We start from the raw sequence: 13416 nt of genomic DNA on the forward strand, positions 1-13416 counted from the left end.
TGTCTGGCATGACACCAATGTATAGTTTTCAACTTATCCATCTTGAAAGCAGATAGTTCGATGAACCTCAAGCAGCTCGAATACGCCCTGGCCGTGGCCGACACCGGCAGCTTCACCCGCGCCGCCGAGCGCTGCCACGTGGTGCAGTCGGCCCTCAGCCACCAGGTGGCGCGGTTGGAGGCACAACTGGGGGTGAGCCTGTTCGAGCGCAGTTCGCGGCGCGTGCGCCTGACCCCGGCCGGCGAGGCCTTCGTGCTCAGCGCCCGACCGGCGGTGGCGGCGGCGCGGCGGGTGGCCGAGGATGTGGCCGCCGCCTGCGGGCAGGTGCGTGGGCGTCTGTCGATCGGTGAGATCAGTTCGCTCACCGCGCTGGACCTGGTCGATCTGCTGGCGGTGTTCCATGAGCGTTATCCGGATGTGGACGTGCGCTGGTTGACCGCCAAGAGCGAGTTGCTGGTGGCGGATGTCTGCGAACGGCGCCTGGATGTGGGCTTCATCGGCCTGTGGCAGGGCGAAACGCTGCATGGCGTGCAGCATCGCCTGCTGGCGCGGGAGGAGCTGGTGGCGGTGTTGCCGCCCGGCCACCGGCTGGCGGGCAGGGCGCAGCTGGCCCTGGCCGATCTGGCCGATGAGGTGCTGGTGGACTTTCCCGAGGGTACCGGGGCGCGTCGGCAGACCGACGAGGCGTTCCAGGCGGCGGGGTTGCGGCATCGGGTGCAGTTCGAGATCGGCCATATTCGCCTGGTGGAAAAGTTTGTCCAGCGCGGGATGGCGCTGGGGTTGGTGCCCGAGCGTATCGCCCGGGGTTTTCAGGGCGTGGCCACGGTATCGCTGGTGGATGCGCCGGTGCGGCATCTTTACGCGGTCTGGTCGCCGAGCCCCACGCCCGCGGCGCGGGCTTTTCTCGATGTCATGGAGCAGAGCCTCCTCGCCATCTGATGTCTGATCGCTTCGACATTGGCGGTGCTTGCAACGCTGCTCCTTGCGCGATCTGGGTAACCAGGGATCGCGAATCAGGCCGCGAACCCTCCATCGGCCAGCAGGCTCGCCCCGGTGATGTAGCCCGCTTCAGGCCCCGCCAGGTAAGCGACGAAACTGGCGATCTCATCCGCCTGTCCGTAGCGCCCGATGGCCATCAACGGAATCAGGCTCTCGGCGAACTCGCCGCTGGCCGGGTTCATGTCGGTGTCCACCGGCCCCGGCTGCACATTGTTGACGGTGATCCCCTGCGGCCCCAGGTCTCGGGCCAGGCCCTTGGTCAGGCCGACCAGTGCTGACTTGCTCATGGCATAGGGGGCGCCGCCGGCGAACGGCATGCGCTCGGCGTTGGTGCTGCCGATGTTGATGATCCGCCCACCCTTGCCCATGTGTTTCACCGCCGCCTGGGTGGCCACGAACACGCTACGCACGTTGATTGCCAGCAGGCGGTCGAAGTCGGCCAGGTCGAACTCGGCCACCGGCGCCACCGCCAGCACGCCGGCATTGTTGACCAGGATATCGAGGCCGCCGAAGGCCTTGGCGGTGTCGGCGACGGCCTGTTGCACGGCCTGGATATCGGCGCTGTCGGCGCGCAGGGCCAGGGCCTGGCCGCCGGCGTTGTTGATTTCACCGGCCAGGGCCTCGGCGCTGGCGCTGGAACTGACATAGGTGAAGGCGACCTTGGCGCCGTCGCGGGCCAGGCGCCGGACAATGGCCGCGCCGATACCGCGTGAACCGCCCTGGACCAGGGCCACCTTGCCGGTGAGGGGAAGTGTTTGGGACATGCTGATCTCCTGCGGTGAAGCAAGGCCGGATGGCTTGGGATGGACGCAGTATCCGCGCTCGATTACCTGTTGATAAGATGGCAATCGAGTTACTTAGAATAAACCAGGAGTTGATAATGGCCGTGGTGGAATCGTTCAGCAGCCTGGAATGCTTCATCCGCAGCGCCGAAGTCGGCAGCTTTGCCGAGGCGGCCAGGCGCCTGTCGCTCACCCCGGCGGCGGTCGGCAAGAACGTCGCCCAGCTCGAGGCGCGGCTCGGCGTGCGCCTGTTCCTGCGCAGCACGCGCAAGCTGACCCTGACCGAGGCCGGGCAGCGCTTTCTGGCCGAGGTGAGCGAGAGTTTCCGCACCATCCAATATGCCGTGGCCAACCTCGCCAACTGCGAAGGGCATCCTTCGGGCGTGCTGCGGGTCAGCATGGGCACGGTATTCGGGCGCCTGTACGTGTTGCCGCTTTTAGGTGAGTTCCTCGCCCGTTTTCCGGCGGTGACCGCGGACTGGCACTTCGACAACCGCCAGGTCGACCTGATCGGCCAGGGCTTCGATGCCGCCATCGGTGGTGGCTTCGAACTGCCGCCCGGGGTGGTGGCACGCAAGCTGACCCCGGCGCACCGGGTGCTGGTCGCTTCGCCGGGCTACCTGCAACAGCACGGACCACTGAGTCGCCCGGAGCAGTTGCAGGCGTGCGCCGGCATCCTTATCCGCTCGCCGCAGACCGGCCGGGTGCGCAGCTGGCCGCTGACCAGTCGCTGGCAGGAGCAACAGCCGCTGCAACTGCCCCAGCGCCTGACCATGAGCGATTCGGACGCCGCCTGCGCGGTGGCCGAGCAAGGCCTGGGCATCGCCCTGGTCAGCCTGCCGTTCGCCTTGCCCTACCTGAACGAAGGGCGCCTGAGCCGGGTATTGCCGGACTGGTACGTGGACGATGGACATATCAGCCTGTACTACGCCGAGCGCAAGCTGTTGCCGGGCAAGACCCGGGCCTTCATCGATTTCGTGGTGGAGCAGTTCGCCGAGCGGGGGCTGGCGGGGCGGTTCGATGCGCTGCGGGGTCATTGATGGCCCCGCGATCGCGCTGGCTCAGGTGATCTCGATGATGAACTGCACCTGCGCCACTGCGGACACCACCAGGCTCACTTCATCATCCACCCGCTTGCCGAGCAGTTGCTGCCCCAGTGGTGCGCGCGGCGTGATCACCGTTACCAGCCCATCCCCCTCGCCAATCTTCAGGCCGGCCCCTTCCGGCCCGAGGAACAGCCGGCGCCGCTGGCCCGCCTCGTCTTCCAGGGTCACCAGGCAACCGATCTGGATCCCCCGCGCCGGGTCGTAATCGCGCAGCGCCAACTGCTGGTAGGTCAGCAACGCCTGGCGGATCTCGGCCGTGCGCCGCGCCTGCCCGGTGGCCAGGTACGACGCCTCAAGCCCCAGGGTGTCGTACTTGTTCTCGGCGATGTTCTCTTCGGCGGTGGCGGCCTCGTAGGCGGTCTGGGCGGCGCGACGCAGCACCTCCATGTCGTGCTCGAGGGTGGCGATGATGCGTTGCAGCAGGCTGGCCTTGTCCATGGTCAGTAGCAGAACTCCAGCACGTTGGCCTGGCTCTTGTCGGTCGGCGCTGTGCGGTTCTGCTGCAGCCAGAACTGGCACTTGGGGCTGTTGAGGTTGCGCGGGTTGCCTTGGGCAGCCTCGGCGGCCTGTTGCAGTTCCTGCTTGTGCAGGATCTCTTTGTAGTGCTCGAACATCTGCGCCTGGGCGTCGGCCGGTTGTGCTGGCGCGCTAGCAGGCGCAGGCTGGACCACGGCGGGGACGGCGGCCTCGACCAGCGGCTGCACCTGTGCCGGCCACAGGCGCAAGGCCAGCCACAGGCTCAGGGCGATGGCCACGGCGCCGAGCCACAGGCCCAGGGCGACGCACAGCACCAGTTGCACGGGGCTGAGGGTGATCTTCAATTCGCGGGGGCGGGGCATGGCGGCCTCCTGGCAGGCAGGTTAGTGGGGGCCATTCTCGCATGGCGCGACAGGTTTTTTCAGCGCCGCGCTTTTGCTGGCGGGCAAATATCCGCAAAATCCGCGGTCTTTTTTCGCAGGTAACGGAACGTGGCGATGAAAACCACCTGGGACATCTTCTGCACGGTCGTCGACAACTATGGCGACATCGGCGTCACCTGGCGCCTGGCGCGCCAGCTGGTGGCCGAGCACGACCTGGCGGTGCGCCTGTGGGTGGACGACCTGCAGGCTTTCGCGCGCCTGTGTCCGCAGGCCAGCATCCAGGCCGGGCAACAGTGGCAGCAGGGCGTCGAGATATGCCACTGGCCTGTCACGTGGCACGATGCGCAGCCAGCCCAGGTGGTGGTGGGTGCCTTTGCCTGCCAACTGCCGGACGGCTACATCGAGGCCATGGCCCGTCAGCCCACGCCACCCTTGTGGCTGAACCTGGACTACCTGAGCGCCGAAGACTGGGTGGAGGGTTGCCACGGCTTGCCTTCGCCTCAGGCCAATGGGCTGCGCAAGTTTTTCTTCTTCCCGGGCTTCACCGAGAACACCGGTGGTTTGTTGCGTGAAGCCTCTTTGCTGCCGCGTTGCGAAGCATTCCGGCATTCGCCTGACGAGCGGGCGAAGTTCCTGACGGGATTGGCAGTGCATCCCCAGGAAGGGGCCCGTCTGATCTCGCTGTTCGCCTACGAGAACCCGCAGTTGGGCAACTGGCTCGATGTGCTGGCCGCCGATGCGCACCCGACCCACTTGCTGGTGCCGCAGGGGCGCATCCTGGGTGACCTCGGCAACTGGTTGGGCGAGGCAGACTTGCCGGTGGGCGCGCTGCATCGGCGTGGGGCCTTGACCGTGCAGGTCCTGCCTTTCGTCAGCCAGGACGACTACGACCGGCTGCTGTGGAGCTGCGATTTCAACGCCGTTCGCGGCGAGGATTCTTTCGTGCGCGCGCAATGGGCTGGCGTGCCGATGCTCTGGCACATCTACATCCAGGAAGAGAACGCCCACTGGGAAAAGCTCGAGGCATTCCTCGCCCTTTATCGCCAAGGCCTGTCGGCCGCCGCCGGGCAGGCACTGACCGAACTGTGGCGCGCCTGGAACATGGATCGACCGATGGGCCAGGCCTGGCTGGCGCTGCAGCCGCATTGGGACGAGGTGCGCGAACACGCCCGCCAGTGGCAGGCCGCGCAGGCCGCTCGGCCGGACCTTGCCACGAGGCTGGTACAGTTTTACCGAAATTCGCTATGATACGCGGCCTCGATTTTTATAAATCCATCCAGATTCGGATACTTCGTAATGAAAACTGGTAAAGAGCTGAAACCCGGTACCGTACTGCGGATCGACAACGACCCGTGGCTGGTTCAAAAAGCTGAGTTCACCAAGTCGGGCCGTAACAGCGCGATCATGAAGACCAAGCTGAAGAACCTGCTGACCGGCTACAAGACCGAAACCGTATACGGTGCGGACGACAAGCTGGACGACGTGATCCTGGATCGCAAAGAAGCGACCCTGTCGTTCATCAGCGGTGACTCGTACACCTTCATGGACACCACCGACTACACCATGTACGAACTGAACGCCGAAGACATCGACGCCGTTCTGCCGTACATCGAAGAAGGCATGGAAGACGTCTGCGAAGCCGTGTTCTTCGAAGGCCGCCTGGTATCGGTAGAACTGCCGACCACCATCAGCCGCCAGGTCGTCTACACCGAGAACGCCGCACGTGGCGATACCTCGGGCAAGGTCATGAAGCCTGCCAAGCTGAAGAACGGTACCGAGATCTCGGTTGCCGACTTCATCCAGATCGACGAGTGGATCGACATCGACACTCGCGACAACAGCTTCAAGGGCCGTTCCAAGAAGTAATTCTTCTTGCGATGAGCACGAAAAAACCCGGCCTTGGCCGGGTTTTTTTGTGCCTGTGAAACCGTGTCGCCTTCATCGCGGGGCAAGTCGCATCGGCGTCCTCAGACAGTCACATGCAACCGCACATCCACATTGCCGCGGGTGGCGTTGGAGTAAGGGCAGACCCTGTGCGCCTTTTCCACCAGCCCTTCGGCGTCGGCCTGGGCCAGGCCCGGCAGGTTGATGTGCAGGTCGATGTCCAGGCCGAAACCGCCCGGGATCTGGCCGATGCCGACGTTGGCGGTGATCGACGCATCCGCCGGCAGGGCCTTTTTCTCCTGGCCGGCGACGAACTTCAGCGCGCCGATGAAGCAGGCCGAGTAGCCGGCGGCGAACATCTGCTCGGGGTTGGTGCCGTCACCGCCTGCGCCACCCAGTTCCTTGGGGGTGCTCAGCTTGACTTCCAGCTTGCCGTCGCTGGAGCGGGATTTGCCATCACGACCACCGGTGGAAGTGGCTTCTGCGATGTACAGCGGAGTGACCTTTTGCATCTTGAGCCTCGCTTGGTGCTGTGCGCCGTCGGCGCTGAGTGGGTATGGGATTAACTTAGCGCGCAATTATTTAGTGCGCAAGTTAAATATTCGACCATTCATCCGAACAGCCATCTCACAGCTTAGACGTCAGAGGTTTTCTTGCAGCTGCGCACGCAGGGCGAGCAGGTCGGCCTGCAGCTTGCGCAGTTGCTCGGCACTGTGGCCGCTGGCCTGCAGGATGCACTGCGGCACGCGCTGGGCCTCGGCCTGCAGGGCGCGGCCCTGGTCGGTCAGTTGCACTAGCACCACCCGTTCATCCTCACGGCTGCGGCTGCGCTTGAGCAGGCCCTCGCTTTCCAGGCGCTTGAGCAGCGGTGTCAGCGAACCGGGGTCGGTGAGCAGGCGCTGGCTGATCTCGCCCACGGTCAGGCCGTCCTGTTCCCACAAGACCAGCATGGCCAGGTACTGCGGGTAGGTCAGGCCCAGTGCTTGCAGCAGGGGCTTGTAGACCTTGGTCATCAGCAACGAGGTCGAGTGCAGGGCGAAGCAGACCTGGTTGTCCAGCAGCAGCGCGTCGCAGGGGGCTTGGGTGTCGGCGTTCATGCAGGTCCTTGGAATCGGTAAGGGTTGAAATCTAGCACGCCAAAGCTTGGTGCGCTCATTGCCAGCGCAGCTCGCTTCTCAGCGCCAGGTCCCAGGGTGGCACCGGGCTGAAACGGCTCTTGAGGAATTCGAGCAGCAAGCGGCTGCGAGAGTTCGTTTCATGTTCCAGACGCAGGGCGTAAATGCCGCTGGTCTCGGGCTCCGGCAGGCCGTTGTCGCAGAACAGCGGGAGCAGTTCGCCACGCAGGAGGTAGTCGCTGATCAGCCAGGTCGGCAGGTGGGCGACGCCCAAGCCGGCCAGGGCGCCAAACAGCAGGGTCTCGGCGTTGTTGGCGGCCATGCGCATGCGCGCCGGGCGGTACAGGCGGGTCTGGCCGGCGACCGCGAAGCGCCAGGCGAACGGCGGGGCCAGTCCGTCCCAGTCGAGGCCGTCGTGCCCGGGCAGCTCGCTGGGGCAGGCCGGCACCCCGCGGCTGGCCAGGTACGCGGGGCTGGCACAGGCGATGCGCACCATGTAGGCCAGGGGCGTGGCCACCAGGCGGGTGTCGGCCAGGGGGCCGGCGCGCAGCACCAGGTCCACCTCGCCCAGGTGGCTGCCGTGCAGGTCGACGAAGCTGTCGATCAGGCGCAGCTGCACGTCGAGCCCGGGATAGGCCACCAGGAAATCGGCGATGGCCGGGGCCAGGTGGCGACGGCCGAAGGCGGCTGGTGCGTCGATGCGGATCAAGCCTTCCGGGGCATTGCTCAACGACACCGCCTCGGCGCGTGCCAGGCGCAGCTCCTCGATGATGCGCCGGGCCCGCTCGGCGAAGGCATTGCCAGCCGGCGTCGGGCGCACGGCGTGGGTGCTGCGCGAGAACAGGCGGCTGCCCACCGCGCTTTCCAGGTTGTCGATGCGCCGCGCCACCGCGGAGGGCGTCAACGGATGGCGCCGGGCGGCGGCGGAGAAACTGCCGGTTTCCAGCACGTCGAGGAACAGGCTGAGTTGTTCGGTGAGGATGTCGGGGCTCATGGCGGCTCGATGCTTGTGCGAAATGCGCAAAGCCATTGTGCGCTGCTGTGCGTTTCCCCGCCAGCCGTGACTGGCTAGCATGCCCTCATTCTCTGAAAGCAGGCGGATGAGGCGCTGATGATCGAGTGGGTGATGTATATCGTGCTGGGGGCCGCGCTCGGCACCTTGGGTGGGCTGTTCGGCATCGGCGGCGGGTTGATCGCCATTCCGGCGCTGGGCGTGCTGTTCGGCCTTGACCAGCAGTTGGCCCAGGGCACCGCCCTGGTGATGGTGGTGCCCAACGTGCTGCTGGCGCTGTGGCGCTACCACCAGCGCAACCGCATCGAGCTGCGCCATGCTGTGCCGTTGTCGCTGTGCAGCTTCGTGTTCGCCTGGCTGGGGTCGATCTGGGCGGTGGGCATCGATGCCCAGTCGATGCGCCTGTACTTCGTCGGTTTCCTGGTGGCGCTGGCGGTTTGGAATGTGGCGCGGATGTTCCTGCCGGTGCGGCCGCCGAGCAACCAGCTGCGTTATCCGTGGCCCTGGCTGGGCGTGCTGGGCAGCTTCGCCGGGACCATGGGTGGGCTGTTTGGCGTGGGCGGGGCGGTGGTGGCCACGCCGATCCTGACCTCGGTATTCGGCACTACCCAGGTGGTGGCCCAGGGGCTGTCGCTGGCATTGGCGGCGCCGAGCACCATGGTGACGCTGTTGACCTACGGGGTGCACCAGAGTGTCGACTGGGGCATCGGGATTCCACTGGCCGTGGGTGGGTTGCTGAGCATCAGCTGGGGGGTGAAGCTGGCCCATGCGTTGCCGGAGAAGGTGTTGCGCACGCTGTTCTGCGGGTTTTTGGTGGTGTGTGCGGTGATGCTTGGGTTCGAGCTTTAGGCGCAGTCTGCCTGATCGCGGGGCAAGTCGCATCGGCGCACCGCCGCTCCCATGCTTGATCACTGGTGGGAGCGGGCTTGCCCCGCGATAGTTTTGACGTGTTACTTGAACCCTTCGACGATGTACTCGGCCATGCAGTCGGTGATCGGCGAATGCTGCTGGTCGTTGCGCAGCAGCATCACATTGGCCATGTGCAACTGCGGCAGGCCGTCGTCCGCACCGAGGATGCGCAGGTCGCCGCCGATCAGGCTCTGCAACTGTGCGGTCACCGCCAGCCCGGCATGCACGATGGCGAAGATCGCCGCCAGGCTCGGGCTGGTGTAGGCGATGCGGTACTCGATGCCCTGGCGCTCCAGGGCGTTGCAGGTCCAGGCGCGGCAGAAGCAGTCGGTGTTGAACAGCGCCAGCGGCATCGGCCGCTGCTCGTGGGGGCAGAAACCCTTCGCCGCGGCCCACACCAGGCGCTCCTGGCGCAGCAGTTGGCCAACTTCGTTGCCCGGCTCGCGGGTGACGATGGTCAGGTCCAGGTCCTGGCGCAGCATCAGCTGCTTGGACGAGTCGCAGTGCACCTCGACATGGATCAGCGGGTACGCCTGGGCGAAACGGGTGAGGATGCCCGGCAGGTAGCGCATGGCGTAGTCGTCCGGGGTGCCGATGCGCACCACGCCGACCATGTGCGGCATGCGCAGGGTGTTGAACACTTCGCCGTGCAGCTTGAGGATGCGCCGGGCATAGCCCAGCAGGACCTGGCCCTCGGCGGTGAGGCGCACCTGGCGGCCGTCACGCTCGAACAGCTGGCGCTGCAGGATGTCCTCCTCCAGGCGCTTCATCTGCATGCTCACCGCCGACTGGGTGCGGTTGACCACCTCGCCGGCGCGGGTGAAGCCGCCTTGCTCGGCGATGGCGACGAAGGTGCGCAGCACGTCCGCGTCGAGACTCTGATACTGGGACATGGCATCAATCTCCGAGATGCATGGCATCAGAAACATTCGTTGGATTGATCTTAGGCCTGGGAAGAGACTGGAGCCATCCACAAGGAGGGCGTCAAGATGAAAGGTCATTTCAACGTTGCTCACCAGCCTGGGTCTACCCTCGGCCACCTGTTGCACGATGCCGGCGGGCGGCTGCTGCGCTGGTACGAACTGCACCGCCAGCGCGACGAACTGGCGCGCCTGAGCGATGCCACGCTGCACGACCTGGGGTTGTCGCGGGCCGATATCCAGCAGGAGGCCGACCGGCATTTCTGGGAAGACCCGCTGCGTAAATGAAGAGGGCTGCAATCGCCGGACAAACCTGTCCGGCGATTGCGTCTTTACTGTCTGAACATCAGACGGAGCCCACTGCATGTCCCTCAGCCTGTCCCTCGCCCAGGCCCGCCGCCTGGCCTTGTCTGCCCAGGGCTTCGGCAAGTCGCCCGGCGGCCCGCCGACCCCTGCCAGTCTCACGCGCATGTTCCAGCGCCTGGGCGTGGTGCAGATCGACTCGGTCAATGCCCTGGTGCGCTCCCACTACCTGCCGCTGTTCTCGCGCCTGGGCGACTATCCGCGCGACCTGCTCGACCAGCTCGCCTGGGGGCAGCGCCGCCAGCGCCGGTTGTTTGAATACTGGGGCCATGAAGCATCGTTGCTGCCGCTGGCGTTGTACCCGCTGATGCGCTGGCGCATGGCCCATGCCGCCGACGGCAAGGGCATCTACCGGCAACTGGCCGCGTTCGGCCGCGAGCGGCGCGAGGTGATCGAGCGAGTGCTGGCGGCGGTTCGCGACCAGGGCGCGCTGGGCGCGGGCAGCCTGTCCACCCGTGAGGAGCGCGCCGGCCCCTGGTGGGACTGGAGCGAAGAAAAGCATGCGCTGGAATGGCTGTTCGCCGCCGGCGAGGTCACCGTGGCCGGGCGTCGCGGGTTCGAGCGCCTGTACGACCTGCCCGAGCGGGTGCTGCCGGCGACCCTCCTAGAGCAGGCCCAACCCAACGAGGCCGAAGCGCACCAGGGCTTGCTGCTGCACGCCGCGGTTGCCCTGGGCGTGGCCTCCGAACAGGACCTGCGTGATTACTTTCGCCTCTCGCCGCAGCAGAGCAAGGCCGCCCTGGCCGTATTGGTCGAGGACGGGCGCCTGCAGGCCTGCACGGTGCAGGGTTGGAAACAACCAGCCTATGTCGCGGGCGTGCCACGGGTTCCCCGGCGCATCGAAGCCAGCGCCTTGCTCTCGCCTTTTGATTCACTGGTCTGGGCGCGTGAGCGTACCGAGCGCCTGTTCGACTTCCGCTACCGCCTTGAGATCTACACCCCGGCGCACAAGCGGGTGTACGGCTACTACGTGCTGCCGTTTCTTTATCGGGAGCGCATTGCCGCGCGGGTGGATCTGCGCGCCGAGCGCGCCCACGGGCGGTTGGCGGTGCATGCAGTTCACGAGGAACCGGCAGGGCTGGACGGGGAAGGGTATCTGGCGCTGGCGGCCAACTTGCAGCGGCTAGCCGCCTGGCTGGGGCTGGAGAGGGTGCAGCTCAACTGCCCCCGCGCCGAGGGCAGCCGGCTGCGTCAGGCGTTGCTCAGCGGCGTACCTGCTTGAGGGTTTCGGCGATCAGGAACGCCAGCTCCAGCGATTGGTCGGCGTTCATCCGCGGGTCGCAGTGGGTGTGATAGCGGTCGGACAGTGCGTCTTCGGTGATCGGCCGGGCGCCGCCGATGCACTCGGTGACGTTCTGCCCGGTCATCTCGATGTGGATACCACCGGCGTGGCTGCCCTCGGCCTGGTGCACCTGGAAGAACTGCTTGACCTCGTCGAGGATCTGCGCGAAATCGCGGGTCTTGTAGCCGCTGCTGGCCTTGATGGTGTTGCCGTGCATCGGATCGGAGCTCCACAGCACTTGGCGCCCCTCGCGCTGCACGGTGCGGATCAGCCCCGGCAGGTGGTCGCCGACCTTGCCGGCGCCCATGCGCACGATCAGGTTCAGGCGGCCCGGGTCGTTGTCCGGGTTGAGCACGTCGATCAGGCGGATCAGCTCCTCGGGGTTCATGCTCGGGCCGACCTTGACCCCGATCGGGTTGTGCACGCCGCGCAGGAACTCGACATGGGCGCCGTCGAGCTGGCGCGTGCGGTCGCCGATCCACAGCATGTGCGCCGAGCAATCGTAGTAGTCGCCGGTCAGGCTGTCGCTGCGCACGAAGGCTTCCTCGTAGTTGAGCAGCAACGCTTCGTGGGCGGTGAAGAAGCTGGTTTCACGCAGTTGCGGCGCGGTGTCCAGGCCGCAGGCGCGCATGAAGGCCAGGGTCTCGTCGATGCGGTTGGCCAACTGGTGGTACTTGTCGGCCAGCGCCGAGTTGGCGATGAAGTCCAGGTTCCACTTGTGCACCTGGTGCAGGTCGGCAAAGCCGCCCTGGGCGAAGGCGCGCAGCAGGTTGAGGCTGGCGGTGGCCTGGTGGTAGGCCTGCAGCAGGCGCTCGGGGTCGGGGACGCGACTTTTTTCGTCGAAGCCGATGCCGTTGACGATGTCGCCGCGGTAGGCGGGCAGGGTGATGTCGCCGATGGTCTCGTCGTTGGCCGAGCGCGGCTTGGCGAACTGGCCGGCCATTCGCCCGACCTTGACCACCGGGCAGCCGGCGGCAAAGGTCATGACAATGGCCATCTGCAGCAGCACCTTGAAGGTGTCGCGGATCTTCGCCGCGGAGAACTCGGCGAAGCTCTCGGCGCAGTCGCCGCCCTGCAGCAGGAACGCCCGGCCCTGGGTCACCTCGGCGAACTGCCGGCGCAGCTCGCGGGCTTCGCCGGCGAACACCAGCGGCGGGTAGCTGGCCAAAGTCTGCTCCACCTTCAGCAGGTGTGCGGCGTCGGGGTAGATCGGTTGCTGCTGGATCGGCAGGGCGCGCCAGCTGTCAGGGGTCCATTGTCGGGTCATTGCAAGCTCTATCCATAAGTGTCGTTAAGGCCTGCCGGTCATGGTACGCCCGGGTGTGCTTGTTGCACCACCGGCATTGGCGGACAATGGGCCTTTTGCGCGGGCAGGTGGTAGGGATGGCGACGGAGCGGGAAGAGCGGCTGCTGGCACGGGTCGAGGACGCCTTTGGCGTCATCAGCGTCTACGAGGTGGATGACTATCGCTTCCTCGAGTTCGGCGACGCCATCGAGCAGAGCTGCACCTTCACCGCCGACCCCAGCTGGCTGGAGTACGACTACACCCGCGCCATGCTGGTCGGCGCGCTGTGCCACGGGCAGCCGGAGAGCGCGCTGTTCCTCGGCCTTGGCGCCGGCACCCTGACCCAGGCGTGCCTGAAGTTCCTGCCGCTGGAGGATGTCGAGGCCATCGAGCTGCGCCCTGATGTGCCGCGTCTGGCCATGGAGTACATGGGCCTGGACGACGACCCGAGGCTGTATGTGCGGGTGGGCGACGCCCTCGAACTGCTGTCCAGCGCGGAGAAGGCCGACCTGCTGTTTGTCGACCTGTATACCGACTATGGCCCCGGCGTCGGCCATCTGGCCTGGGGTTTCCTTGAGAACTGCCAGAAGCAGCTCAACCCCGATGGCTGGCTGGTGATCAACCAGTGGGCCGGGGACGACGGCAAGCCGTTGGGCGCGGCCTTGTTGCGTGGGTTGTATCACCGGCATTACTGGGAGCTGCCGGTGAAGGAGGGCAACGTGATCCTGCTGGTGCCGGCGGACCTTGAGCAGACGCTGGACATCGATGCCGTGCGGGCGCGGGCCGCCGCGCTGGCGCCACGTTTGGGCTATTCGCTGGAGTACCTGATCAAGGCCATCCGTCCGGCGACCTGATCCGGATGTACGCGTCTGCAGGGAAACGATTCAGCCTGGATCCAA

The 13416-nt window shown here is 66.1% G+C and carries 16 protein-coding genes; 8 read left to right on the plus strand and 8 right to left on the minus strand.

The genetic code is table 11. The annotated features are described in order from the left end of the window. Positions 1-60 precede the first annotated feature (60 nt). Positions 61-939, plus strand: coding sequence for a LysR family transcriptional regulator (locus tag K5H97_RS07580; protein WP_028691743.1), 879 nt, complete (start codon positions 61-63; stop codon positions 937-939). Positions 940-1013: 74 nt separating this feature from the next. Here the strand turns inward: K5H97_RS07580 and K5H97_RS07585 are convergent, their stop codons facing one another. Then, the gene (locus K5H97_RS07585; protein ID WP_028691742.1) at positions 1014-1763 is read right to left on the minus strand and encodes a 3-oxoacyl-ACP reductase family protein; all 750 of its coding nucleotides are present in this window, start codon (positions 1761-1763) and stop codon (positions 1014-1016) included. Between the two features lie 116 nt (positions 1764-1879). Here K5H97_RS07585 and K5H97_RS07590 point away from each other — a divergent pair, with 116 nt between their 5' ends. Then, on the plus strand, positions 1880-2821 hold the full coding sequence (locus K5H97_RS07590; RefSeq protein ID WP_036986316.1) for a LysR family transcriptional regulator: 942 nt from the start codon (positions 1880-1882) through the stop codon (positions 2819-2821). Positions 2822-2842: 21 nt separating this feature from the next. Here the strand turns inward: K5H97_RS07590 and K5H97_RS07595 are convergent, their stop codons facing one another. Continuing rightward, positions 2843-3325: a GreA/GreB family elongation factor gene (locus K5H97_RS07595; RefSeq protein ID WP_028691740.1), complete on the minus strand. Its 483-nt coding sequence runs from the start codon at positions 3323-3325 to the stop codon at positions 2843-2845. Positions 3326-3327: 2 nt separating this feature from the next. Then, positions 3328-3726: a hypothetical protein gene (locus K5H97_RS07600; protein ID WP_028691739.1), complete on the minus strand. Its 399-nt coding sequence runs from the start codon at positions 3724-3726 to the stop codon at positions 3328-3330. 135 nt (positions 3727-3861) lie between these two features. Between K5H97_RS07600 and earP the strand changes: the two genes are divergently transcribed. Further along, the gene (gene earP / locus K5H97_RS07605; protein WP_028691738.1) at positions 3862-4995 is read left to right on the plus strand and encodes an elongation factor P maturation arginine rhamnosyltransferase EarP; all 1134 of its coding nucleotides are present in this window, start codon (positions 3862-3864) and stop codon (positions 4993-4995) included. A gap of 48 nt (positions 4996-5043) precedes the next feature. Continuing rightward, positions 5044-5613: an elongation factor P gene (efp, locus tag K5H97_RS07610; protein WP_028691737.1), complete on the plus strand. Its 570-nt coding sequence runs from the start codon at positions 5044-5046 to the stop codon at positions 5611-5613. A 101-nt stretch (positions 5614-5714) separates the two neighbouring features. Here efp and K5H97_RS07615 read toward each other — a convergent pair whose 3' ends face one another. From K5H97_RS07615 to K5H97_RS07625, 3 genes are all read right to left on the minus strand, one after another. After that, a complete protein-coding gene (locus K5H97_RS07615) occupies positions 5715-6143 on the minus strand; it encodes an organic hydroperoxide resistance protein (RefSeq protein ID WP_028691736.1) in 429 nt (142 codons plus the stop codon). A gap of 129 nt (positions 6144-6272) precedes the next feature. Beyond that, positions 6273-6728 carry a MarR family winged helix-turn-helix transcriptional regulator gene (locus K5H97_RS07620; protein WP_028691735.1) on the minus strand — a complete coding sequence of 152 codons (456 nt, stop codon included), beginning with the start codon at positions 6726-6728 and terminating at the stop codon, positions 6273-6275. Between the two features lie 55 nt (positions 6729-6783). Then, complete coding sequence (locus K5H97_RS07625) at positions 6784-7740, minus strand: LysR family transcriptional regulator (RefSeq protein ID WP_028691734.1); 957 nt, start codon at positions 7738-7740, stop codon at positions 6784-6786. A 117-nt stretch (positions 7741-7857) separates the two neighbouring features. Between K5H97_RS07625 and K5H97_RS07630 the strand changes: the two genes are divergently transcribed. Further along, complete coding sequence (locus K5H97_RS07630; protein WP_028691733.1) at positions 7858-8607, plus strand: sulfite exporter TauE/SafE family protein; 750 nt, start codon at positions 7858-7860, stop codon at positions 8605-8607. A gap of 101 nt (positions 8608-8708) precedes the next feature. Here the strand turns inward: K5H97_RS07630 and K5H97_RS07635 are convergent, their stop codons facing one another. Beyond that, positions 8709-9560, minus strand: a complete 852-nt coding sequence (locus K5H97_RS07635) for a LysR substrate-binding domain-containing protein (RefSeq protein ID WP_028691732.1) — start codon at positions 9558-9560, stop codon at positions 8709-8711. Positions 9561-9656: 96 nt separating this feature from the next. Between K5H97_RS07635 and K5H97_RS07640 the strand changes: the two genes are divergently transcribed. After that, the gene (locus K5H97_RS07640; RefSeq protein ID WP_028691731.1) at positions 9657-9875 is read left to right on the plus strand and encodes a DUF1127 domain-containing protein; all 219 of its coding nucleotides are present in this window, start codon (positions 9657-9659) and stop codon (positions 9873-9875) included. Positions 9876-9951: 76 nt separating this feature from the next. Next, a complete protein-coding gene (locus K5H97_RS07645) occupies positions 9952-11172 on the plus strand; it encodes a winged helix-turn-helix domain-containing protein (protein ID WP_028691730.1) in 1221 nt (406 codons plus the stop codon). On the opposite strand, the gene K5H97_RS07650 is transcribed toward K5H97_RS07645, so the two are convergent. Continuing rightward, on the minus strand, positions 11153-12499 hold the full coding sequence (locus K5H97_RS07650) for a class II 3-deoxy-7-phosphoheptulonate synthase (protein WP_028691729.1): 1347 nt from the start codon (positions 12497-12499) through the stop codon (positions 11153-11155). The genes K5H97_RS07645 and K5H97_RS07650 overlap by 20 nt on opposite strands. A gap of 116 nt (positions 12500-12615) precedes the next feature. Between K5H97_RS07650 and K5H97_RS07655 the strand changes: the two genes are divergently transcribed. Next, complete coding sequence (locus tag K5H97_RS07655; RefSeq protein ID WP_028691728.1) at positions 12616-13371, plus strand: spermidine synthase; 756 nt, start codon at positions 12616-12618, stop codon at positions 13369-13371. Positions 13372-13416: the final 45 nt, after the last annotated feature.

This window comes from Pseudomonas mosselii (genome assembly GCF_019823065.1).
GTDB classification, from domain to species: Bacteria; Pseudomonadota; Gammaproteobacteria; order Pseudomonadales; family Pseudomonadaceae; genus Aquipseudomonas; species Aquipseudomonas mosselii.

Excerpts from the sequence above, each read along its gene's own strand:
- K5H97_RS07580 (WP_028691743.1), top strand. The coding sequence starts at position 61 with ATGAACCTCAAGCAGCTCGAATACGCCCTGGCCGTGGCCGACACCGGC.
- K5H97_RS07585 (WP_028691742.1), bottom strand. The coding sequence starts at position 1,763 with ATGTCCCAAACACTTCCCCTCACCGGCAAGGTGGCCCTGGTCCAGGGC.
- K5H97_RS07590 (WP_036986316.1), top strand. The coding sequence starts at position 1,880 with ATGGCCGTGGTGGAATCGTTCAGCAGCCTGGAATGCTTCATCCGCAGC.
- K5H97_RS07595 (WP_028691740.1), bottom strand. The coding sequence starts at position 3,325 with ATGGACAAGGCCAGCCTGCTGCAACGCATCATCGCCACCCTCGAGCAC.
- K5H97_RS07600 (WP_028691739.1), bottom strand. The coding sequence starts at position 3,726 with ATGCCCCGCCCCCGCGAATTGAAGATCACCCTCAGCCCCGTGCAACTG.
- earP (WP_028691738.1), top strand. The coding sequence starts at position 3,862 with ATGAAAACCACCTGGGACATCTTCTGCACGGTCGTCGACAACTATGGC.
- efp (WP_028691737.1), top strand. The coding sequence starts at position 5,044 with ATGAAAACTGGTAAAGAGCTGAAACCCGGTACCGTACTGCGGATCGAC.
- K5H97_RS07615 (WP_028691736.1), bottom strand. The coding sequence starts at position 6,143 with ATGCAAAAGGTCACTCCGCTGTACATCGCAGAAGCCACTTCCACCGGT.
- K5H97_RS07620 (WP_028691735.1), bottom strand. The coding sequence starts at position 6,728 with ATGAACGCCGACACCCAAGCCCCCTGCGACGCGCTGCTGCTGGACAAC.
- K5H97_RS07625 (WP_028691734.1), bottom strand. The coding sequence starts at position 7,740 with ATGAGCCCCGACATCCTCACCGAACAACTCAGCCTGTTCCTCGACGTG.
- K5H97_RS07630 (WP_028691733.1), top strand. The coding sequence starts at position 7,858 with ATGATCGAGTGGGTGATGTATATCGTGCTGGGGGCCGCGCTCGGCACC.
- K5H97_RS07635 (WP_028691732.1), bottom strand. The coding sequence starts at position 9,560 with ATGTCCCAGTATCAGAGTCTCGACGCGGACGTGCTGCGCACCTTCGTC.
- K5H97_RS07640 (WP_028691731.1), top strand. The coding sequence starts at position 9,657 with ATGAAAGGTCATTTCAACGTTGCTCACCAGCCTGGGTCTACCCTCGGC.
- K5H97_RS07645 (WP_028691730.1), top strand. The coding sequence starts at position 9,952 with ATGTCCCTCAGCCTGTCCCTCGCCCAGGCCCGCCGCCTGGCCTTGTCT.
- K5H97_RS07650 (WP_028691729.1), bottom strand. The coding sequence starts at position 12,499 with ATGACCCGACAATGGACCCCTGACAGCTGGCGCGCCCTGCCGATCCAG.
- K5H97_RS07655 (WP_028691728.1), top strand. The coding sequence starts at position 12,616 with ATGGCGACGGAGCGGGAAGAGCGGCTGCTGGCACGGGTCGAGGACGCC.